The organism is Staphylococcus sp. LCT-H4 (genome assembly GCF_001866145.1).
Classification (GTDB): domain Bacteria; phylum Bacillota; class Bacilli; order Staphylococcales; family Staphylococcaceae; genus Staphylococcus; species Staphylococcus succinus.
The window spans coordinates 71,576-93,063 of the sequence record NZ_MODY01000003.1 but is presented as its reverse complement, the minus strand read 5'-3'; the positions used below and the strand labels follow the sequence as shown (position 1 = coordinate 93,063).

The 21,488-nt window shown below is 32.6% G+C and carries 21 protein-coding genes, 1 other RNA gene and 1 pseudogene; 19 read left to right on the top strand and 4 right to left on the bottom strand.

Annotated features, from left to right (window positions below; translation table 11 throughout):
• The first annotated feature begins 10 nt into the window (after positions 1-10).
• From asnS to BK821_RS09335, 4 genes are all read left to right on the top strand, one after another.
• The gene (gene asnS, locus BK821_RS09350) at positions 11-1,303 is read left to right on the top strand and encodes an asparagine--tRNA ligase (protein WP_046837393.1); all 1,293 of its coding nucleotides are present in this window, start codon (positions 11-13) and stop codon (positions 1,301-1,303) included.
• Between the two features lie 91 nt (positions 1,304-1,394).
• Complete coding sequence (locus BK821_RS09345) at positions 1,395-2,081, top strand: DnaD domain-containing protein (protein WP_071331590.1); 687 nt, start codon at positions 1,395-1,397, stop codon at positions 2,079-2,081.
• Complete coding sequence (gene nth / locus BK821_RS09340) at positions 2,071-2,730, top strand: endonuclease III (RefSeq protein ID WP_046837395.1); 660 nt, start codon at positions 2,071-2,073, stop codon at positions 2,728-2,730. The genes BK821_RS09345 and nth overlap by 11 nt, the downstream gene beginning before the upstream one ends.
• 5 nt (positions 2,731-2,735) lie before the next feature.
• Positions 2,736-3,068 carry a YpoC family protein gene (locus BK821_RS09335; protein WP_046837396.1) on the top strand — a complete coding sequence of 111 codons (333 nt, stop codon included), beginning with the start codon at positions 2,736-2,738 and terminating at the stop codon, positions 3,066-3,068.
• 144 nt (positions 3,069-3,212) lie between these two features.
• On the opposite strand, the gene BK821_RS09330 is transcribed toward BK821_RS09335, so the two are convergent.
• Together BK821_RS09330 and recU are read right to left on the bottom strand one after the other, a co-directional pair.
• Positions 3,213-5,501, bottom strand: a complete 2,289-nt coding sequence (locus BK821_RS09330; protein WP_046837397.1) for a transglycosylase domain-containing protein — start codon at positions 5,499-5,501, stop codon at positions 3,213-3,215.
• Positions 5,498-6,124 (bottom strand): Holliday junction resolvase RecU, encoded by a 627-nt coding sequence (gene recU / locus BK821_RS09325; RefSeq protein WP_046837398.1) that lies wholly within the window; start codon positions 6,122-6,124, stop codon positions 5,498-5,500. Before recU ends, BK821_RS09330 begins: the two co-directional genes overlap by 4 nt.
• Before the next feature lie 258 nt (positions 6,125-6,382).
• Here recU and BK821_RS09320 point away from each other — a divergent pair, with 258 nt between their 5' ends.
• From BK821_RS09320 to BK821_RS09280, 9 genes are all read left to right on the top strand, one after another.
• Positions 6,383-6,712 carry a DUF1798 family protein gene (locus BK821_RS09320; protein WP_046837399.1) on the top strand — a complete coding sequence of 110 codons (330 nt, stop codon included), beginning with the start codon at positions 6,383-6,385 and terminating at the stop codon, positions 6,710-6,712.
• A gap of 5 nt (positions 6,713-6,717) precedes the next feature.
• A complete protein-coding gene (locus BK821_RS09315; RefSeq protein ID WP_063410323.1) occupies positions 6,718-7,284 on the top strand; it encodes an SLOG family protein in 567 nt (188 codons plus the stop codon).
• A 10-nt stretch (positions 7,285-7,294) separates the two neighbouring features.
• Entirely contained in the window at positions 7,295-7,651 is a 357-nt protein-coding gene (gene gpsB, locus BK821_RS09310; RefSeq protein WP_046837400.1) for a cell division regulator GpsB, read from the top strand.
• A gap of 138 nt (positions 7,652-7,789) precedes the next feature.
• Positions 7,790-8,171: RNase P RNA component class B (gene rnpB / locus BK821_RS09305), an RNA gene on the top strand.
• Between the two features lie 167 nt (positions 8,172-8,338).
• Positions 8,339-9,472, top strand: coding sequence for a THUMP domain-containing class I SAM-dependent RNA methyltransferase (locus BK821_RS09300; RefSeq protein ID WP_046837401.1), 1,134 nt, complete (start codon positions 8,339-8,341; stop codon positions 9,470-9,472).
• Between the two features lie 38 nt (positions 9,473-9,510).
• Positions 9,511-10,416, top strand: coding sequence for an EamA family transporter RarD (rarD, locus tag BK821_RS09295; protein ID WP_046837402.1), 906 nt, complete (start codon positions 9,511-9,513; stop codon positions 10,414-10,416).
• A 362-nt stretch (positions 10,417-10,778) separates the two neighbouring features.
• On the top strand, positions 10,779-11,414 hold the full coding sequence (locus BK821_RS09290; RefSeq protein ID WP_071331589.1) for an SDR family oxidoreductase: 636 nt from the start codon (positions 10,779-10,781) through the stop codon (positions 11,412-11,414).
• A 256-nt stretch (positions 11,415-11,670) separates the two neighbouring features.
• Positions 11,671-15,111, top strand: coding sequence for a dynamin family protein (locus BK821_RS09285; protein ID WP_071331588.1), 3,441 nt, complete (start codon positions 11,671-11,673; stop codon positions 15,109-15,111).
• A 23-nt stretch (positions 15,112-15,134) separates the two neighbouring features.
• Positions 15,135-16,016, top strand: coding sequence for a 5'-3' exonuclease (locus BK821_RS09280; protein WP_046837405.1), 882 nt, complete (start codon positions 15,135-15,137; stop codon positions 16,014-16,016).
• Positions 16,017-16,066: 50 nt separating this feature from the next.
• Here BK821_RS09280 and BK821_RS09275 read toward each other — a convergent pair whose 3' ends face one another.
• Positions 16,067-16,468: a ribonuclease HI family protein gene (locus tag BK821_RS09275; RefSeq protein WP_071331587.1), complete on the bottom strand. Its 402-nt coding sequence runs from the start codon at positions 16,466-16,468 to the stop codon at positions 16,067-16,069.
• 163 nt (positions 16,469-16,631) lie between these two features.
• Between BK821_RS09275 and BK821_RS09270 the strand changes: the two genes are divergently transcribed.
• Entirely contained in the window at positions 16,632-17,213 is a 582-nt protein-coding gene (locus BK821_RS09270) for an RBBP9/YdeN family alpha/beta hydrolase (protein WP_046837407.1), read from the top strand.
• Between the two features lie 16 nt (positions 17,214-17,229).
• Here the strand turns inward: BK821_RS09270 and BK821_RS09265 are convergent, their stop codons facing one another.
• Positions 17,230-17,934 carry a queuosine precursor transporter gene (locus BK821_RS09265; protein ID WP_046837408.1) on the bottom strand — a complete coding sequence of 235 codons (705 nt, stop codon included), beginning with the start codon at positions 17,932-17,934 and terminating at the stop codon, positions 17,230-17,232.
• A gap of 253 nt (positions 17,935-18,187) precedes the next feature.
• On the opposite strand from BK821_RS09265, the gene BK821_RS09260 reads away from it, so the two are divergent.
• The 5 genes and pseudogenes from BK821_RS09260 to BK821_RS09240 all read left to right on the top strand — a co-directional run bounded on the left by BK821_RS09260 (position 18,188) and on the right by BK821_RS09240 (position 21,474).
• Positions 18,188-18,382 (top strand): zinc-finger domain-containing protein, encoded by a 195-nt coding sequence (locus tag BK821_RS09260; RefSeq protein ID WP_046837409.1) that lies wholly within the window; start codon positions 18,188-18,190, stop codon positions 18,380-18,382.
• A 13-nt stretch (positions 18,383-18,395) separates the two neighbouring features.
• A pseudogene (locus BK821_RS09255) lies at positions 18,396-18,644 on the top strand (NifU N-terminal domain-containing protein); the annotation flags it as partial.
• Between the two features lie 25 nt (positions 18,645-18,669).
• A complete protein-coding gene (locus BK821_RS09250) occupies positions 18,670-19,785 on the top strand; it encodes a conserved virulence factor C family protein (protein ID WP_046837411.1) in 1,116 nt (371 codons plus the stop codon).
• Between the two features lie 33 nt (positions 19,786-19,818).
• Positions 19,819-20,253, top strand: a complete 435-nt coding sequence (gene brxA, locus BK821_RS09245; RefSeq protein ID WP_046837412.1) for a bacilliredoxin BrxA — start codon at positions 19,819-19,821, stop codon at positions 20,251-20,253.
• 264 nt (positions 20,254-20,517) lie between these two features.
• Positions 20,518-21,474 carry a thymidylate synthase gene (locus BK821_RS09240; RefSeq protein ID WP_046837413.1) on the top strand — a complete coding sequence of 319 codons (957 nt, stop codon included), beginning with the start codon at positions 20,518-20,520 and terminating at the stop codon, positions 21,472-21,474.
• The last annotated feature ends 14 nt before the right edge of the window (positions 21,475-21,488 follow it).

The window sequence follows — 21,488 nt, the reverse complement described above, 5'->3', positions numbered from 1 at the left end:
GAGACTTTTTATGAAGACAACGATTAAAGAAGCGAAGCAATACCTTAACCAAGAAGTCACAATTGGTGCGTGGTTAACAAATAAACGTTCAAGTGGTAAAATAGCATTTTTACAATTGCGAGATGGCACTGGCTTTATGCAAGGTGTTGTAGCGAAAGCAGAAGTAGAGGAAGAAATATTCCAACTTGCAAAAGAAATCACGCAAGAATCTTCAATCTATATCACAGGTACTATTACAGAAGATAATCGCTCTGATATAGGTTACGAAATGCAAGTGAAATCGATTGAAGTGATATCGGATGCACATGATTATCCAATTACACCTAAAAATCATGGTACTGAGTTTTTAATGGATCATCGTCATTTATGGTTACGTTCTAAAAAACAACATGCTGTAATGAAGATCAGAAATGAAATTATCCGTGCTACATATGAATTCTTTAATGATAATGGCTTCACTAAGATTGATCCGCCAATATTAACAGCAAGCGCACCTGAAGGTACAAGTGAATTGTTCTATACGAAGTACTTTGATCAAGATGCCTTCTTATCACAAAGTGGACAACTCTATATGGAAGCAGCAGCAATGGCTCACGGCAGAGTATTTTCATTCGGTCCTACTTTCCGAGCTGAAAAATCTAAAACACGCCGTCATTTAATAGAATTTTGGATGATTGAACCAGAAATGGCTTTTTGTGATCACATTCAAAGTTTAGAGGTACAAGAACAATATGTTACACACGTTGTAAAATCTGTACTAGACAATTGTAAACTTGAACTTAACGCTTTAGAACGTGATACATCTAAACTTGAAAAAGTTATAACTCCATTCCCGCGTATCACTTATGATGATGCAGTTGAATTCTTAAAAGAACAGGGATTTGATGATATTGAATGGGGCGAAGATTTCGGTTCACCACACGAGACTGCTATTGCAAATCATTATGATTTACCAGTTTTCATTACTAACTATCCAACTAAAATCAAGCCTTTCTATATGCAACCAAATCCTGAAAACGAAGATACAGTTCTTTGTGCCGATTTAATCGCACCAGAAGGATATGGTGAAATTATAGGTGGTTCTGAACGTATTAATGATTTAGCATTATTAGAACAACGTATAAATGAATTTGAATTAGACCCTGAAAGTTACAGTTACTATTTAGATTTACGTCGCTATGGAAGTGTCCCACATAGTGGTTTTGGCTTAGGTTTAGAGCGAACAGTTGCTTGGCTATCTGGCGTAGAGCATGTACGCGAAACAGCACCATTCCCACGTTTACTTAATCGTTTATACCCATAGTATTTTTAATGAATTTTACTAAAACGTCCAGTCCACACATTATGATGGCTGGGCTTTTTTATAAAATAGCATCACAATAGGAGGTGTTAATTTGAATAGAGAACAATTAAAGACAAGACCTGTTGTGATTAGAAAAGAGTTGCTTGACCATTATAATGAACTCGGACTTAATGAAACGGAATTAGTCATTTTAATAAAGCTAATACATGCTTCAGAAATGTCCGATAAGCAACCATCGATTGAATCACTTCAACAAGGAACTTCCCTAAATTCAAGAGAGATTACATCTATCATTCAGGGGTTAATACAACATGATTTGCTAGAATTAAATGTTAATAAAGATGAAGAAGGTAAGTTCACTGAATATATGAATCTCGATAAATTTTATGATAGATTAAGTGAAATTATGCAACAAATACATGTTCAACAAGATGAACATGAAACAGAACTTGAATTTAACACATTGTTCCAGAAAATTGAGCAAGCTTTTGGCAGGCCGTTATCACCTTATGAGATTGAGACTTTAAATCAATGGTTAGATGTAGATAAACATGATTTGGCTGTCATACAAGCAGCTTTAGACGAAGCAGCAAGTCAAAACAAGATGAGCCTTAAATATATTGATCGTATTTTACTGAACTGGAAAAAAAATAATGTCAAAACCATTGAAGATTCCAAAAAAATAAGCAGCCAATTTAAACAACCTAAAATGAAACATACGATAAGTAAGGTTCCTAAATTTGATTGGCTCAATGGGGAGAATCCAAATGATAAGTAATAAAAAAGCACTTGAAATGATAGATGTAATTGCTGACATGTTTCCAAATGCAGAATGTGAACTCGTTCATGATAATGCATTTGAACTAACAATAGCAGTATTACTATCAGCACAAACGACTGATATTTCTGTTAATAAATTGACTAAAAATCTATTTCAAAAGTATAAAACTCCAGAAGATTATCTAAAAGTAGATATTTCTGATTTAGAAAATGATTTACGCACGATTGGCTTATATAGAAACAAAGCTAAAAATATAAAAAAGCTATGCCAATCATTGATTGACCAATTTGATGGAAAGATACCTGAAACGCATAAAGAATTAGAAAGTCTGGCTGGTGTAGGGCGCAAAACAGCTAATGTTGTCATGAGTGTAGCCTTTGGAGAACCTTCATTAGCTGTCGATACTCATGTAGAACGTGTATCAAAACGTTTAGGCATATGCCGTTGGAAAGATAATGTGCGACAGGTAGAAGACAAAATATGTACTGTAGTTCCTCGTGAACGTTGGAATAAGACACATCATCAACTCATATTCTTTGGACGTTACCATTGTTTGGCCAGAAGTCCAAAATGTGATGTTTGTCCATTATTCGAAGATTGTAGAGAAGGACAAAAACGGTATAAAGCTAGTTTGAAAGAAGCGTGAAAATAATGATAGTTAAAGAAGATTTCATCCATTTGGAGCATACATTGGATCAGTATGCTAAAGAGAAAAAATTAAAATCAATAGAAGCCAAATCATTATTGGATCAATATTTTGATTTGATCATTGACTACTTTAAACAAATTAATGATCAAAATACCCTTGATTTCAGTAATTTGTCTAATTATGCTGTTGTTCCTATGAATTTTAAAGAACGTTATGATTATATGATTGCTCGTAAATATCACTTTATGGGATACAGCCAAATGAAAACATTAAAAAGTGAACTTATTAAAATGAATGCCTCTTATCAAATACGAAGAAAAAACAATCACAGCTAGTTCAAGCTTGATTATATATTTAAATTAAAAACTAGCACTCATCAATAATGATGAGTGCTAGTTTTTTGAGTTATAGTAATTCGCTATTAAATATGTATATTAAAAAACCCGCTTCCCAATGATTAGGGAAAACGGGTTTGAAATTTATGAAGATTTTTTAGTATCAAGTATCGCATTTAAGTTAAATAACTTAGTTAATGCATTCGTGTTACTTGAACTATTGTTACCTTGTTGTTGAGTCGTAGCTCCATTTGTAGTTGTGCTATTACTATTATTGCTACTATTACTTGAAGCACTAGTTGAGCTAGATGAGTTATCATCGTTGTCATCATCGCTACTTGAGCTAGATGAACTACTGCCTTGACCTTCAGGTTTGTTATCAGTTGTATTATCATCTGGATTACTCTTCACTGATAAGTTGTCTTTATCATCGCCACTCACTGAATCTGGTTTGCTGAAATCTTTTCCATCTTTAGGAGAAATATCAGACATAACATCTTCTAATAGGTATTGTGGGTATTCTTGTTCGTCGTGTCCAACAAAGGAGTTTACGCCACCTTGTTTCACTTGGTTAAAGCCCATCCATACAGACATACTGTATTTAGGAGTGAAACCATTAATCCAAACATCTTTAGCGGCATCATCTGGCAAGTTATATTGTTGGTAAGTTTGTTCACCATAAGTACCAGTACCAGTTTTAGCAGCTAAATTAATACCTGAAACGCCATGTCCATAAGCTGAACCATATGCTTCAAACGTACCTTTAAGTACTTCAGCTAACATGTACGAAGTATAATCTTTCATTGCTTTTTTACTTGTATGATCATATTCAATTGTTTCGCCATCTTGTTTTACAACTTTTTTAATAGAATGTGCATTATTGTACTCACCGCCATTTGCAATCGCTGCAAATGCTGATGCTAATTGTGTAGGGGAGAATTCAGATGCAGAACCACCCAATACTTCAGAAGGTCCAATATCACTTTCATAATCTAATCCTACTTTTGAAGCAAATTTTTTCGGTGCGTCATTGCCTGCATTTTCTTTTGTTGATTGCCAAGCTTTAAGCGCAGGAATATTGAAACTTTCACGTAATGCATCATAAAGTTTTACTGTACCATGACTCTTAGTGTCATAGTTTTTAAATTCTACACCATCTACTTGATATGATTCTTCATCTTTAATAGCGTGGTTTGTAGCCCATTGCATATTCTCAATTGCTGGTCCGTATGCTAAGAATGGTTTTAAGGATGAACCAGTAGGGTGTGCATCTGTTGCTAAGTTTCTATCTTGGATATCTTTATAGTTTCTACCACCAGATATTGCAACAAGTCCACCAGTTTCACTATCTACAATTGAAGAACCAACTTGTTGATCGTCATTTTTATAGTAGCTACCGTTATTCACACGATCTTGCAACGTTTGTTGAACATCTTTTTCCATGTTCGTGTAAATTTTAACACCACTATTCAGTACAGAACCTAAATCATCATTTTTGAATGCTTTGTTGTTCATCAGTTCTGATTTAACAAAGTTAATATATGAATCATACTCTTGGTTAGACTCATCTTTAGTTACTTCACGTTGTTTTGCTGTACGTTGAACTAAATTATCCTCAATTGAAGTGCTTTGTGCTTCTTCTTTTTGTTTCTTAGTAATTCTATTATGATACTCCATTAGATAAAGCACTGTATTTTTACGAGATTCCGCTTCTTTAGGATGATCGTAAATATTATACGTATTCGGTACTTGTGGTAAACCTGCAAGATATGCTGACTCAGCTAAATTCAAATCTTTCAAGTCTTTATTGAAGTAGTATTTAGCAGCAGCTTTCACACCATATACGCCATCAGAATAATAAATCTTATTCAAGTACATTTGGAATATTTCATCCTTACTATACTCTTGTTCTAAACGGTATGATAAGTATGCCTCTTGGGCTTTACGAGCGATTGATTTTTGGTCTGTTAAGAATGAACGTTTAACTACTTGTTGTGTTAAAGTCGATGCACCTTGTGAACCAAATCCACCTGTAACGTTTTTAGCAACAGCTCCAAATAAACGTTTATAATCTAAAGCGCCATGATCATAAAAACGATTATCTTCAGTAGCTAATACAGCTTGTTTCATAGTCTTAGGCACTTCGTCTAAGTCTACATGTTCACGACGCTGCCCATTATCAATGGTCTTAATCAACTCACCATTTTTATCATAAATCTTAGCTGGGATAGGGTCTTGTAACTTAGAATCTGTAAAAGCTGGTGCTTTCCAAGCATAATAAGCAAATAACAAGATTCCTATTAAAGCTAGAACGATAAAGGCTATAATGAGAAAACCAATAATCTTAATAACCGTTCTTTTTATATTCCTATTCTTTTTTTGCTCAGACTCACCACTCTTATTAGATTGGGAAGTCCTTTTCTTCTCCGTCATACGCGGTCCTCACTTTCATCTAATATCAACTTATCAACTGCTATGATGTAATTTAATCTTGGTTGATACTGATAAGGAATATAGTAACCATTTTTTCTTATTTCTTCAACCGTTATAGACTTTTTAATCTCTTTTTTATGCCTATCCCAAAAATATTTGAATTTGGAATAGGGAAGGAGATAAACTTCATTCAGCGATTTAAAACCTATTAATAAAAAAACAATTCCACTTTGTTGATAACATGCTTCCATATGTAACACTTGGTGTTCATGCATATTATTTAATGGAAAAGAAGTTTTATTTTTAGTTTCTTTCGCTTCAAAGTCTAAATAATGTCCATTATATATACCATTATAATCGGTTGTAGACGGTGTTCTGAAATAAGCCTCATTAATCACAGCTTTACTTCTCATAGGATAACGAACATTTACAATTTGAACTGGTGTTGGTTTTTTATGTATTACTGCCACACCATGATTCAAATAATAACTATTCGACAGTTCGATATCACTTTCTAATGACATGCCTCTGCCACCATAGTCTATTTTACTAGGTTTATCCTCATAAGTTCGTCCGACTTGAGACTTATTTCCTTTAAATGGCTTTCCATTTGGATAATTCATTGTTTCTTCACCACTTTAGTTTGGTATTCAAAACCTTTTCCATTATAACTGACTTTGTGGAATTTTTCCAAACTATGCTATAGGAAATGTGCATTCTATGTAATTAACATTACACCATGTATATTTTAACGTGCTTTTACGAATTAAACAATATTGTAATACGCATAACCATCTTAACTACTATATATGAAAGGAAATTAGTTACGAAATGACGTTCACCCTTTTTTATGGTAAATTTGATGTGTAGGAGGAAACTTCATGCAACAATACATTACCCAATTATTAAAAGACGTACAAGTTATGCAAGAAAAATTTGAAGCTGTCAAACAAAGCGAAATAGATTATGATTTTTATTCTATTGTCATTCCTTTTGCTGAACATATCGATAACACGCTCAATGCGTTAGCCAAATATGAATCGCAAATTTTACAACTCCAGTACATGAATAAAAAGAAATTTGATCTATTAATTTCTAACATTGAATCATTATCTGTAGAATGTCACTTTAAACGTACTAGTCGAAAATTATTTACAGAAAAAATTAAAGCAGTACAATATGATTTAACTTATATTCAAAGAAATGAATGAAGCCTATGATAAAAACAATTTATGTTACGGGATATAAATCATTTGAACTCAATATCTTCAAAGATGATGCCCCAGAAGTTTCCTATTTAAAAAAATTTATTGCACATAAATTAAATCAATTGATTGAAGAAGGATTGGAATGGGTATTAATACAAGGACAGATGGGTATAGAGTTATGGACAGCTGAGGTAGTACTTGAGTTAAAGGCAACACACCCAGAGTTAAAGCTTGGTATTATTACTCCTTTTTATGGCCATAGCGATAGATGGAATGAACAAAATCAGGCAAAGTATAAAAACATTACTCAACAAGCAGATTTTGTAGATAGTGTTTTTCACTCACCATACGAAGGTCCTCATCAATTTAAGCAAACCGATCAATTTATGTTAGATCACACGGATAAAACACTTTTGATTTATGATGAGGAACAAGAAGCTAGCCCGAAATTCTTTAAACAAATGTTAGTTGATTTTATAGAAAAAACAAACTATACTTGTGACATTGTGACGTTCGATGAATTAACAGAATTTATCAACGACTTGCAGTGGTCTCAAAAACAAAGTTTTGAATGAGGTGGAAAAAATGTCAGATGTTTCATTAAAATTATCAGCAAAAGATATTTATGAAAAAGATTTTGAAAAAACTATGACGCGTGGTTATAGAAGAGAAGAAGTCGATGCTTTTTTAGACGACATCATAGCAGATTATCAAAAAATGGCAGACTTAGATAATGAAGTCGTAAAACTTTCAGAAGAAAACAATAAGTTAAAAAAAGAACTTGAAGAGTTAAGATTACGTGTAGCTACATCGAGACCACAAGAAAATAAAAACTTCTCTTCAAATAGTAATGCTGCCAGCAAGAGCACTAATAATAGCAATAACAACGTAGATATTCTAAAAAGAATTTCTAACTTAGAAAAAGCAGTATTCGGCAAATAACATACCATATCTTAATTTAAGAGTATGACATTTGTAGATATAGTTTCATCTACATAAAGTCAAGTTTTGAAAGAATTCAAAACTTGACTTATTTTTATTTGTTTCAAGACTTAAAAGATGCTATACTTTTAAAGATGGTGTTTCGGGTAATCGCTATAGAGATATAGAGGAAAGTCCATGCTCACACAATCTGAGATGATTGTAGTGTTCGTGCTTGACGAAACAATAAGTCAAGGCATTAAGTTGACGGCAATGAAATAACCTAAGTTATTATAATATGGTTAGAATAGTTTGAAAGTGCCACAGTGACGTAGCTTTTATAGAAATATAAAAGGTGGAACGCGGTAAACCCCTCGAGTGAGCAATCCAAATTAGGTAGGAGCACTTTTTTAGCGGAATTCAACGTATAATTAAGACCGATATTTAAATGTAAATATCGGTAGACAGATGGTTACCACCAGCGTACGAGTGTAGCTAGTACACATCAGTAGTACAACGGTACAAAACATGGCTTACAGAAGCATCATCACTAGACCCAAGCTCTCCCAAAAAGGAGAGCTTTTTTAATTGTCTTAGTATACATATGTAATAATAAACTATAATAAATAAGTTATTGCATTGTCATATCTATTTAAAAAAACTTTTGATAAAATAAATACATATCATTATTTACGAAGGAGCAAATCAATGTATCAATTATTAGCCGTATGCCCAATGGGATTAGAAGCAGTTGTTGCCAAAGAAATTCAAGAACTAGGTTATGACACAACTGTAGAAAATGGCAGAATATTTTTTGAAGGCGATGAAACTGCAATCGTCAAATGTAATCTGTGGTTACGTACAGCAGATAGAATTAAAATTGTAGTTGGTCAATTTAAAGCCACTACATTTGATGAATTATTTGAAAAAACAAAATCTCTACCGTGGGAAGCTATTATAGAACAGGATGGTAACTTTCCGGTACAAGGACGTAGTGTGAAATCCACTTTGTTCAGTGTGCCAGACTGCCAAGCTATTGTTAAAAAGGCTATTGTAGAGCGTTTGAAACGTGCGTATCAAGAACGTGGTTGGTTAAACGAAACAGGAGCCAAATATCCAGTAGAAGTTTCAATATTAAAGGATAATGCTTTATTAACAATAGACACGTCAGGTTCCGGATTAAATAAACGTGGTTATAGACTTGCTCAAGGTGAAGCGCCAATCAAAGAAACGCTTGCTGCAAGTTTAATACGTTTAGCCAATTGGACAGGCGATACACCATTAATCGATCCTTTCTGTGGTTCTGGTACTATTGCTATTGAAGCGAGCTTAATCGCACAAAACATCGCGCCTGGATTCAATCGTGATTTCGTTTCTGAGTCATGGGACATTATGCCTGATCGACTTTATGATGAAATGAGAGATGAAGCTGATCAACAAGCAAATTACGATCGAAAGTTAGAAATTTATGCTTCAGATATTGATCCAGAAATGATTGAAATTGCACGCCGTAACGCAGAAGAGGTTGGTTTAGCTGATATTATTCAATTTAGCGTCAAAGATGTAAATACGCTAACTATTGAAACAGATGAGCCTATTGCTTTAATAGGTAATCCTCCATACGGTGAGCGTATTGGAGATCGTGATGAGGTAGAACAAATGTATCGTTACCTAGGCGAACTCATGAATCACAATCCACATTTATCTACTTATGTATTAACAAGCAGTACTGAGTTTGAGCATTTAGTAAATAAAAAGGCAACAAAACGCAGAAAATTATTTAATGGCTATATTGAATGTACGTATTATCAATATTGGGGTAAAAGAAAACCTCAGAATTAAAACACGAGACTAGTCGTGAGTGAAAGGTGGTGTTTCACTTGAACACTGAGTTTAAAAAAGGTATCATTTTTGCTTTTGGTGCTTACATTTTGTGGGGCATTCTCCCTGCATATTGGAAATTAGTTAATGATATTGGGCCTTTCGAAGTATTGGCATTCAGAATTGTACTTTCTATGATATTCATGTTGTTTGTAGTAGTGATTACCAAAAACACAGAACCCTTTAAACGTGATATACAGAAACTATTTTCAAACCCCATCCAGCTTATTGCAATTATTGCAGCAGGTTATGTCATCACAATCAATTGGGGCACCTTTATTTGGGCAGTATCCAATGGACATGTGTTACAGTCTAGCTTAGGGTATTATATCAATCCATTAGTTAGTATATTACTCGCTGTTATATTCTTAAAAGAGCGTTTCACTAAATTTGAATGGATTGCTATTGCATTTGCAGTGATTGGTGTTTTATACATGACATTAAAAATGGGTATTTTCCCTGGCGTTTCATTATTACTGGCTGGCTCATTTGGTATCTACGGTTTAATTAAAAAGCTTATACCTATAGATGCCATTAGCAGTATAACTATAGAATGTATCGTGACTGCTCCAGCTGGACTTATCTATTTATGGTACATATGGCAACATGGTGGATTAACTTTCGGCATGAATATTTCATCATTTTGGCTATTGTTCTCTGGCGCTGTAACAGCTATCCCGTTAATCTTATTCTCAGCTGGTGCACGTAGAATACCGTTATCTTTAACTGGCTTTATACAATACGTTGGACCAACGATTATGTTCATATTAGGTATATTCCTATTTAAAGAACATTTTGATGTAGATCAATTAATTACATTTATCTTTATTTGGTTAGGAATTATTATATATAGTATTTCTCAATATTTGAAAATTAAAAAAAGCAAAAACCCTGTTATACAATAACAATGTATAAAATAGGTATCTCCCCTGAATATAGAATGTAGTGAACTCATGTTAATTACGTCTATACATTCAGGGGATTTTTTCGTTATAGCCAATGATCAATAAGGCAGAGAATCCAAAAATTCAAATGAGCGATAAACATAAAAGTGTTTTAAATATAATAAGTGGATGTCCCACGTTATAGTAAGTATTAAATTTGAGTTTAATATTGGTGCAAAAAGGTTAACTGTAGTAGTGTGGACTTAAACAGGATAATGTTATATTAAATACTAACGTGCTATTCGAACTAGACACTAAAAAGTGTGAACGGCACAATTTAATGATAATACGATATCAAAACAAACAATTATAGGAGTGATTTGATGACAAGAGTACTTATTTTAGGTGCTAATGGTGAAATTTCTAAAGCAGCAATCAACTCATTTTTAGAAAATACATCATATACCTTACGATTATTCCTGAGAGATGCGAACAGATTACCTGACTATGCGTCAGATCGTATTAGAGTTCGTGAAGGGGATGCAACGAATTATGAAGATGTATATAATGCTATGGACGATGTAGACATTGTGTTAGCAAGTTTATCAGGTGATTTAGACAAAGAAGCGGTAACTATTGTAAAAGCAATGCAAGAGAAGCGTGTTAAAAGACTTATATTTGTTACATCTTTGGGTATATACAATGAAGTACCTGGTAAATTTGGTGAATGGGTAGAACAGCATACGCGTGAATATGCTCCGGTTTATAAAAAAGCAGCGGATATCATTGAAAATTCTGGATTGGACTATACTATTTTTAGACCAGCATGGTTAACAGATACAAATGAAATTGATTATGAAATCACGCAAAAAGATGAAGCATTTAAGGGGACAGAAGTATCAAGAAAGAGTGTAGCAGCTGTAGCTGTTAACATTGCTAAAAACCCAGCACTCCATCTAAAAGAAAATATTGGTATTAACAAACCTAATACTGATTTTGATAAGCCTAGATGGAAGTAAGTTTAATATCTGAAGTGACTAAATCATAAATTATGCATAACACATAATTTACATGTAATCCTTACAACGTCATTCCTTAATATAGGGAATGACGTTTTTATTAAAAAAGCAACGCATAGCTCAACCAATGAACTGCTTATGCAAAAGTACTATTAATTATATATTAACAGGTGAATTGAACAAACTTACTTTTGACATTGAACGATTTGTTATACAATAAGGATAATTATATAGAAGTAACAAAGGGGATAGTATGATGTCTAATACTGAGCAACTCGATATTTTATACAAATTAAAAAAAGAAGTCGAAAAATCAAAGAATACAAGATTGGTCCATATTATTAATCAAGTTATTAAAAAAGTATACTTAGAACAGTATACTGCTACATTTGTAGGCCACTTTTCTGCTGGAAAGTCTACACTCATTAACTTACTACTAGAAGAAAATATATTACCAAGTTCACCTGTACCAACTACTAGTAACACAGCCATAGTTTCCGTTACAGATGAAAAAGGAATTATCGCTAACTTAAGCAACAAACAATATACATTACTCAATAACTATGATGAAGTTAAACAAATGAATAGAGAAAATATTGATGTAGAATCTGTAGAGATTAAATGTCCTTCAGATAAATTCAATAAAGGATTCACATTACAAGATACACCGGGGGTAGATTCAAATGTAGCAACGCACCAATCCAGCACAGAAGAATTTATGTATACAAGTAATGTTCTCTTTTACACGGTGGATTATAACCACGTGCAATCAGCATTAAATTTTCAGTTTATGAAACAATTGAATCATGCTGGGGTGCCTGTTGTATTTGTGATTAACCAAATAGATAAACATAACGAAGCAGAAATTAGTTTCGATACTTTTAAATCACGTGTTGAAAAGTCCATTGCAGAATGGGAAATCAATTTAGATCGCATATACTATGTGTCTAAATTTGAACATGAGTATAATGAAATTGACTCGCTTTCTCATTACCTCGTTGACAAGGATAACAACAGAGAGTCCATCGAAGATTATGTAGATAGAATTGTGACATTTATCACTGATGAGCAGTTATCCTATATACAATATGAAATACAAGATTTATTAGATAAACTCGATATATTTGAAGCGGATTTTGATCAAGCATATTTAAATTTTCAACAGCACCAACAAGTAAGTGAAGAAGCAAAGCTGTTAAACAATCCTGAACGTCTTTATGAATTTTTAAAGCAAAAGCGCAAAACTATCTTAGAAAATGCATATATCATGACTCATGATACAAGGGAGAAAATCAGGTTTTACTTAGAAAGCCGTACAAAAGATTTTAAAGTAGGCGGGTTATTCAATAAAAAAAGTAAAACAATCGAAGAACAACAATCTCGTTTAGATGATTTAGTAGGACATATACAAGAAAAAGTGAATCAAGAAATAAGACAACCACTCAGAGGTGATATGTCATTCTTAACTCGCTTTATTAATTCATCTGAAATCAATGATGAAATATTAAACCAACACTACACCATCCATCCAGAGCTTATTACTGATTTATATCAAATGCAAATTAGTATTAGTAATCAATATGTACTTACTTTTGCAGATGATTTAATGAAATCACTGAAACAATACATCGCTAAAGTATCAGATCCACTTTTTAAAAAGGCTATAAAATATTCAAAAGCAAACGATATAGGTACGGAACAAGAAGACGATTATAATGACTATGTTAAATTTATCGAATTACGTAATCTTAGAGAATCACTTGCGACACAAAATTATATGCACTATTACATTCATATAGATGATTCGTTAGATCGATTGATAGACCGTACTGAAATTAATTATGAAGCAAAAACTCAACCAGATTCAATAAAAGCAACTCATCAAGCTACTACTGAAAAACACTACAGTAATCAAGATAATACAAGAACGATAGAGCAAGCGCTCGACTTGATTAAAGATATCCCACTGTTTGCTCAGACAAAGCAGGATATTAACGACACGTTAGAAAGATTAGAACAAAAAGTAGTGAAAATCGGTGTCTTTGGGACATTTAGTGCTGGTAAAAGTAGTTTAATTAACGCTTTACTCGGTGATAATTATTTAGTAAGTTCTCCTAATCCAACAACTGCAGCTATGACAGAATTATCATATGGTAACGAAAGTCAAATTACATTAAAATCAAGTGAACAATTACTAGAAGAATTAAATCAAGTTTTTGAAATCGAAAATCAAAATTTCGACAGTATAGAAGCATTTTTAAATAAAAACACAAGTAAACTTAAAGCGACTTTGGAAAAAAATAAATTGGCTTTTGTCAATGCAATTGAAAATCACTACAACATGTACGAAGACATGATTTCTCAAGGTCTTACGCATACCATAGAACAAGAAGAAATAAAAAAATGGAGTGCAGAAGACGAATTTGCCACATTCGTTAATACTGTACATCTTAAATTACCACTAGATTGGCTAAAAGATAAAATTATAGTTGATTCATTAGGGTTACATTCTAATAATCAACGACACACGAATGAAACCGAAAAAATATTAACTTCTTCTGATTTAATCTTATATGTAAGTTATTTTAATCATTCATTTACTGAAAATGATAAGCGCTTTATTGAACATATGAAAGAAATGAACCAATTAAACGAAAACCAAGCGTTTAAAATGATTATCAACGCTACTGATTTAGCAGAAACTGACGAAGACTTAAACGATGTGATTGAATATGTAGGGGATGCATTAACACAAGTCAATATGGATTCGGACATTTTTGCTGTTTCTAGTAGACAAGCCTTGCAATCTCATAATGAAGGCATTGAAAAGCTTAAAGAAAGCATACAATATTTTTCTCAAGTGGAGTCTAAAGACATACTGCAACAACAAATGTTACAACAACTGATGCATATTTCCGAAGCGTTTGATCAAATGATAGAAGACTCAAAGAACAATCAAGCTCAAATCGAGCAACGTAAAAAACAATTGAAGCGGTACGATCAGTCTAACGTACTAGGTTATGATATATTACAGATTGCAGAACAACGTGCGTCAAATGAAGTCGAAGATCAAATATATCATCTGAATGAACGATTAAAATTACAATTGCTTGATGAAGTCAAATCGATTTATAATGGACAGATGACAAAAAACAGTAATTTTTCTGAAGAAAAACGTCAATCTACCAAGATATACTTAGATCAAATACATCAACGTCTTTATTTAGAACAATCTTTGTTAGTTGAACGTGTTAAGAAATACTTCCATGAACAACTTCATATTGAAATCGCGCCTTTAAAACAAAAATTGGAACAGATTCACATATTTTTCGAACCAGAATTTAATAAAAGTGATATCAATTTAGATGAACCCTATTTAAAATTAGATTTAACTACAATGATTGATTCACTACCAAAATCTTTATCTAAGAAAAATATACTACAAGCTAAAACACAAAATGAAATACAAACGCAAATTACCTATTCAACAGTTAACCTTTTAGCGCCTTGCATTGGAGATTTAAGACAAGCGCTCATAGAAATTGTTGTTAAGATGAACCAAAATGCTGAAGCAAGATTCTATGAATTTGAACAAGATATTCATAAGCAAATTAAACAATTATTATCATTTGAAATTGATCATGCGCTTGTTGAACAATTACAACATACAAATGCCCAATTAAAACCATTATTGTAAAAAAGAAAGAGGTACTTCACAAAATGTCTAACAAAATATTACTGATAGATGGTATGGCATTATTATTTCGCCATTATTATGCTACGAGCCTTCACAATCAATTTATGCGCAATTCTTCAGGGACACCGACAAATGGTATACAAGGATTCGTACGTCACGTTTTCACAGCAATAAATGAAATTAGTCCTTCACATGTTGCTGTATGTTGGGATATGGGGAAATCAACCTTCAGAAATGATATGTTTGATGGATACAAACAAAATAGACCAGCACCTCCTGATGAACTCATTCCACAATTTGATTATGTAAAAGAAGTGTCTAATCAATTTGGATTTGTGAATATTGGTGTACAAAATTATGAAGCCGATGACGTGATTGGAACACTAGCACATCAATACTCAGAGGACAATCAAGTTTATGTCATCACTGGAGATAAAGATATTCTCCAATGTATTAATCCTAATGTAGAAATTTGGTTAACTAAAAAAGGCTTCAATATTTATAATCGCTATACACTTGATAGATTTCAAAGCGAATATGGATTAACTCCTCTACAACTTATTGATGTAAAAGCTTTTATGGGAGATAGCGCAGATGGATATCCAGGTGTTAAGGGAATAGGTGAAAAAACTGCTATAAAATTAATACAAAGTCACGGTTCTGTAGAGTCCGTACTTGATGCTTTAAATGAACTTACACCAGGCCAACAAAAGAAAATTGAAGCAGATATGCAAAACCTCAAATTATCTAAGTCGCTTGCTAAAATTCATACTGAGGTTCCTTTGGACACGCATGAATTATTACAAGATATGAAATTTGGAACAGATATTTCTAAGATTTTAAATGTATGTAATGAACATGAGTTGTATGTATCTGGTAAATACTTATCAACACACTTCAGTTAAGATGAATAAAAATATAGCGCATTGATTATTATGTAATCAATGCGCTATATTTATTTTTTGGATTTAGTAATTTTATATAATGCATTTTTAGCATGATGATTTGCTTCTTTATTTTGATTTCTAGGAATCCATTTAACAAAAAACAAATCAAATCGTGGTTCTAAGTTGAGCACCATATTAAAATAATACTTAAACTTTTCATTCTTAACTTGTCTTTTAGTCAAACTATCTTCAATTAACTTAGAATCTGTGTAAACTAATGCTGTTGTAATATTATGTTCTAACGCACATTCTAATGCAAAAACTAATGAAGCCCACTCAGCACTATGATTATCCATTATTCCTAAATTTGTATCGTATTGTATCCGCTGTTCATCTGTTATTATCACAACTGCACAAGCACTTTCACCCGGATTACCAGCTGTGGCAGCATCAAAATATATTTTCGCCATATTTTCACCCACATCATTAAAGATACTCTCATCTTATCAAATGCTGCATTGATATACTATATATTTCGATAATCAAATCATTTGGCATTTCTAACTGAATCTTTTATGATATATAAATAATGCATACTCTATTAGTCGGATTTAGAAAATGGAAGGTGATACAATGAATAATATGTTTATCATACATGGGTATCAAGCAAATATAAATAGCCATTGGTTCGATTGGTTAGCCAAAGAAATGGCGTATTATCATTATCAAGTAGAAATTATTTATTTGCCTAATACGCATCACCCACAGACCTCAAATTGGTATGCAGCTTTAGATGATCGTTTAAAAGACAAACTAAATGAAAACACACTTATTGTTGCACATAGTCTCGGGGTGATTACCATACTCAATTACTTATCCCATCAACAATTTACCCCAAAAATTAAAGGGTTGTTTTTAATATCTGGTTTTAATGAAACCCTTGATAACTTACCAGAGTTAGATACCTATATTAAACAAACCAATGTACGATGTGATAAAGTTAATTCCCAAAACGTTGTAACTATTGCTGCTAGTGAAGATCCTATAGTGGATGTAGAAGCTACTAAGCGTTTGTCTAATGAATTAGGAGTATCAACTCAAATTATCACTCATAATGGCCATTTCCTTGATACAGAGGGCTATCACACCTTTGAATTTTTAAAAGATCAAATTATTGCTATACTAAATAAAATAAACACAGAGATTGGTATGTAACCAATCTCTGTGTTTATTAATAACCTTCATCTAATTTTTGTATTTTGCCTTTACGGTGCATTGATTTTGCCCAATAACCGAATGGCACATTGAAAACTGTTGAAATTATTTTTAAGAGATACGTAGTAATAAATATTTCAAATACAGCTGCATTTGGCATAGTACCATAAAAAGCAATCGCCACAAATAATGCCGTATCAATAATGTTACTAAAAATTGTACTACCATATGCCCTAATAATAAAAGTCTTATCTGAACTAAATACGTTCTTGATAAGCGAAAAGATTAAGACATCCAAATGTTGCCCAATAATATATGCTATCACTGAACCAAGCGCAATTCTTGGGACCAGATTAAATATTGCATCTAATGCGCCTTGCGAAGTATCCACTGCTGCAGGTGTGAAATGTAGAGACATTTGCATGACAATAATCATAACTAATGTTGAACTAAAACCAATCCACACAGCACGTTTAGCAATTTTACGTCCATAAATATCATTTAATATATCTGTCGCTAAATAAATAGAAGCGAACATGACGTTTCCTAATGTAGCTGAAATCGTAAAAAGATCTACCGTTTTAATCACTTGAATATTTGCAATAATTGTTCCGATTGCTATCCAAGCAATTAAGCCATGTTTACCAAAGAGACGATACATAGCTATTAATAATAAAAATGTTACAAAGAAAGTTAAAACACCGAATATTTCATTAAACAATTTAAGTTCCTCCTAAATTTTGATAGTGCGGGTGTTTAGAAACCGCAAAATTAACAACTGCATCATTTTACCAGAAAACTATAAAATTGCAAGAAAGCATTCAATTCTATAATATTTGATTTGTATAAATGTTATAAACACAAATTTAATATTAAACAATCGTAGCCACAAATGATATAATACGACCAAGTGTCAAATCATATTATTGTACATTTACGATGTACTTTCACTTCATTTTTAGTAATACAGGAGAGTGACTATTATTCTTACTTACTCTGAGAAGGAAGCTATTGGTGCAATAGATCATTTAATGAACACCTACTGCAATCAATGTCTACTTAAACACCACATTCGAAAGAACGAAGGCAAAGCCCAAGCACATCATTTTTGTATAAATGAATGTTCTATTGGTAAGCAAATTAAACAAATAGGAAACGAATTACAATAAGGAGGTCCTTTAGATGGAAATCATAAATGTTGAACCAACACCAAGCCCAAATACAATGAAAATTGTATTAAGTGAACAAAGAGAAGATAATAAATCAAATACCTATACAGTGGTGAAAGAAGGACAACCTAAATTTATTAACGATATTTTAGAAGTAGAAGGCGTTAAATCTATATTTCATGTCATGGATTTTTTAGCTGTTGATAAATCTCCTGAATTTGATTGGGACGAAGTAATACCTAAAGTTACAGCTACTTTAAGCGAAACATAATAAGGAGGTTCCTTTAATGGAAATAATTCGTGTTGAACCAACACCGAGCCCAAACACAATGAAAATTGTATTGAGTGAGAAAAGGGAAGACAATAAATCAAATACGTATACGTCAGTTAAAGATGAACAACCTAAATTTATTAATGACATATTAGCAATCGAAGGCGTCAAATCTATATTTTATGTTATGGATTTTTTAGCTGTTGATAAGCAACCTAAATTTGATTGGGAGGATGTTTTGCCTAGCGTGACTGCTATGCTTAATGCCGAAGAAGAAACTGCTAGCCAGCCAATACCAGATGAACATTTTGGTGAAGTTAAAGCAGAAGTCTTAACATTCAAAGGTATTCCGTATCAAATCAAGCTTACTACAAGTAATGAAGAAAAACGTAAACAATTACCAGAGATTTTTATTGATAGTATGTTAGCAGCACAAAAAGATTCTGATAATATTGTTTTTCTTCGTAAGTGGGAAGACCTAGGCATACGTTATGGGGAGCTAGATGATATCTTAAATGAAGTTTTTGACGAAATCATAGCACTCTATCCTGACGAAAAATTAAAGTCTCTTGTTGATGAAGCACTAAAAACAGACATCGTAGTACCTCAAAAACAATATCAACATGTGACGTTAGAAGAATATCAAGCAGCAGATAACTGGAAAGAACGTCTTAGAATGTTAAAATCATTTCCGACACCCACAGAACAAGATTTCCCTTTACTAGGTGAGGCGTTAAATGAAGAACAAAAAGTACCGTTAAGACGTGAAGCAGTTGTACTACTTGGTATGATTGAAAATGAATCTGTGTTGCCTTATCTATATAAAGGACTGCAAGACAAAAGTCCTGCAGTAAGACGTACAGCAGGAGATTGTTTAAGCGATTTAGGTTTCAAACAAGCCTTACCAGAAATGGAAAAAGCTTTAGAGGATCCTCAAAAAATTGTACGTTGGAGAGCTGCTATGTTTATATTCGATGAAGGTGGACCTGAACAATTAGCGTCTTTAAAAAAACATATAGATGATCCAGCTTACGATGTAAAACTTCAAATAGAAATGGCTATTTCTAGAATTGAAAATGGTGATGAAGCATTAGGCTCTGTTTGGAAACAAATTGCTAACAGAAATAAGTAATGAAATAATCTTAGAAATATAGGAGTGTTATAAATGAATGCATATGAAGCTTATATGAACGAATTAGCTACACAAATGCGTAGTGAACTGACAGGTCGAGATTTTCAAAGTCTAGAAACACCAGACGATGTTATTAACCATATGAATAATGTAGCAGCAGATGACACTACATTTGTTGTAATAAACTCTACATGTGGTTGTGCAGCTGGTTTAGCTAGACCTGCTGCAGTTACAGTGGTTGAACAAAACGATAAAAAACCAACACATAAAGTTACTGTATTTGCAGGACAGGATAAAGCAGCAACTGAAGAGATGAGATCTTATATCCAACAAATCCCTTCAAGTCCATCATACGCATTATTCAAAGGAAAAGAATTGCAACACTTTATCCCACGTGAACATATTGAAGGTAGAGATATACAAGATATTTGCATGGACATAAAAGATGCTTTTGATGAACATTGCTAATTATACAATCAGTTAATCATTGTTTTTCAAGCTCAAATATCTAAATATTTGAATCAGTTCCCAAATCCTGAAACTAGCGCTAAGGCTTTTGGGGGCTGTTTTTTTATGTTATTCTTTATTTTTCAAACGTTTTCATTAAAAATGTTGTATACTCAATTTAACTTAAGTTATTTTTACACAATTAATAGGTATTTCTTTTAATTACCACCAAATTCAAATAAGATAAATATAAATAACTATGGAATGGAAAGGCGCGTGGCTGTTATGCTAAATACGTTTGATCAATCGTATCATGATTTATGCGAAGAAATTTTAGAAATAGGAAAGCAAAAAAATGATCGTACTAATACAGGCACTATTTCTAAATTTGGGCATCAATTACGATTTGATTTAACAAAAGGATTTCCTTTGTTAACTACAAAAAAAGTGTCCTTTAAATTAATCGCAACTGAATTATTATGGTTTATTAAAGGGGATACTAATATTAAATATCTTCTTCACTATAATAATAATATTTGGAATGAATGGGCTTTTGAAAAATATATTCATTCTTCTGATTATAGTGGCCCTGACATGACTGATTTTGGTCACAGAGCTCAATCAGATGAAGCTTTTAATGTACTATATAAAGAAGAAATGCAAAAATTTAAATATAACATCTTAAACGATGATGATTTTGCAAAAAAATATGGAGATTTAGGTAATGTATATGGTAAACAGTGGAGAGATTGGGTAGATAAAGATGGGAACCGTTTTGATCAACTTAAAACTGTCATCGAACAAATCAAGCATAACCCTAATTCTCGTCGTCATATAGTATCAGCATGGAATCCAACAGAAATTGATACAATGGCCTTACCACCTTGTCATACGATGTTTCAATTTTATGTACAAGATGGGAAGGTGAGTTGTCAATTATATCAAAGAAGTGCTGATATATTTTTAGGGGTTCCTTTTAATATTGCGAGTTATAGTTTATTAACACATTTAATTGCGAAGGAATGTGGCTTAGAAGTTGGAGAGTTTATTCATACTTTTGGTGATGCCCATATTTATTCGAATCATATCAATGCGATTGAAACGCAACTATCTCGTGATAGCTTTGATGCACCTCAATTGAAAATTAATACTGACGCATCCATATTTGATATTAATTACGAAGATTTAGAAATCATTAATTACAAATCGCATCCATCAATTAAAGCACCAATTGCAGTATAATTTTATTAAAATAT

What these genes read in the sequence shown, in the direction of transcription:
- asnS (WP_046837393.1), top strand. Translation starts at nt 11, where the DNA reads ATGAAGACAACGATTAAAGAAGCGAAGCAATACCTTAACCAAGAAGTC.
- nth (WP_046837395.1), top strand. Translation starts at nt 2,071, where the DNA reads ATGATAAGTAATAAAAAAGCACTTGAAATGATAGATGTAATTGCTGAC.
- BK821_RS09335 (WP_046837396.1), top strand. Translation starts at nt 2,736, where the DNA reads ATGATAGTTAAAGAAGATTTCATCCATTTGGAGCATACATTGGATCAG.
- BK821_RS09330 (WP_046837397.1), bottom strand. Translation starts at nt 5,501, where the DNA reads ATGACGGAGAAGAAAAGGACTTCCCAATCTAATAAGAGTGGTGAGTCT.
- recU (WP_046837398.1), bottom strand. Translation starts at nt 6,124, where the DNA reads ATGAATTATCCAAATGGAAAGCCATTTAAAGGAAATAAGTCTCAAGTC.
- BK821_RS09320 (WP_046837399.1), top strand. Translation starts at nt 6,383, where the DNA reads ATGCAACAATACATTACCCAATTATTAAAAGACGTACAAGTTATGCAA.
- BK821_RS09315 (WP_063410323.1), top strand. Translation starts at nt 6,718, where the DNA reads ATGATAAAAACAATTTATGTTACGGGATATAAATCATTTGAACTCAAT.
- gpsB (WP_046837400.1), top strand. Translation starts at nt 7,295, where the DNA reads ATGTCAGATGTTTCATTAAAATTATCAGCAAAAGATATTTATGAAAAA.
- BK821_RS09300 (WP_046837401.1), top strand. Translation starts at nt 8,339, where the DNA reads ATGTATCAATTATTAGCCGTATGCCCAATGGGATTAGAAGCAGTTGTT.
- BK821_RS09290 (WP_071331589.1), top strand. Translation starts at nt 10,779, where the DNA reads ATGACAAGAGTACTTATTTTAGGTGCTAATGGTGAAATTTCTAAAGCA.
- BK821_RS09285 (WP_071331588.1), top strand. Translation starts at nt 11,671, where the DNA reads ATGTCTAATACTGAGCAACTCGATATTTTATACAAATTAAAAAAAGAA.
- BK821_RS09280 (WP_046837405.1), top strand. Translation starts at nt 15,135, where the DNA reads ATGTCTAACAAAATATTACTGATAGATGGTATGGCATTATTATTTCGC.
- BK821_RS09275 (WP_071331587.1), bottom strand. Translation starts at nt 16,468, where the DNA reads ATGGCGAAAATATATTTTGATGCTGCCACAGCTGGTAATCCGGGTGAA.
- BK821_RS09270 (WP_046837407.1), top strand. Translation starts at nt 16,632, where the DNA reads ATGAATAATATGTTTATCATACATGGGTATCAAGCAAATATAAATAGC.
- BK821_RS09250 (WP_046837411.1), top strand. Translation starts at nt 18,670, where the DNA reads ATGGAAATAATTCGTGTTGAACCAACACCGAGCCCAAACACAATGAAA.
- brxA (WP_046837412.1), top strand. Translation starts at nt 19,819, where the DNA reads ATGAATGCATATGAAGCTTATATGAACGAATTAGCTACACAAATGCGT.
- BK821_RS09240 (WP_046837413.1), top strand. Translation starts at nt 20,518, where the DNA reads ATGCTAAATACGTTTGATCAATCGTATCATGATTTATGCGAAGAAATT.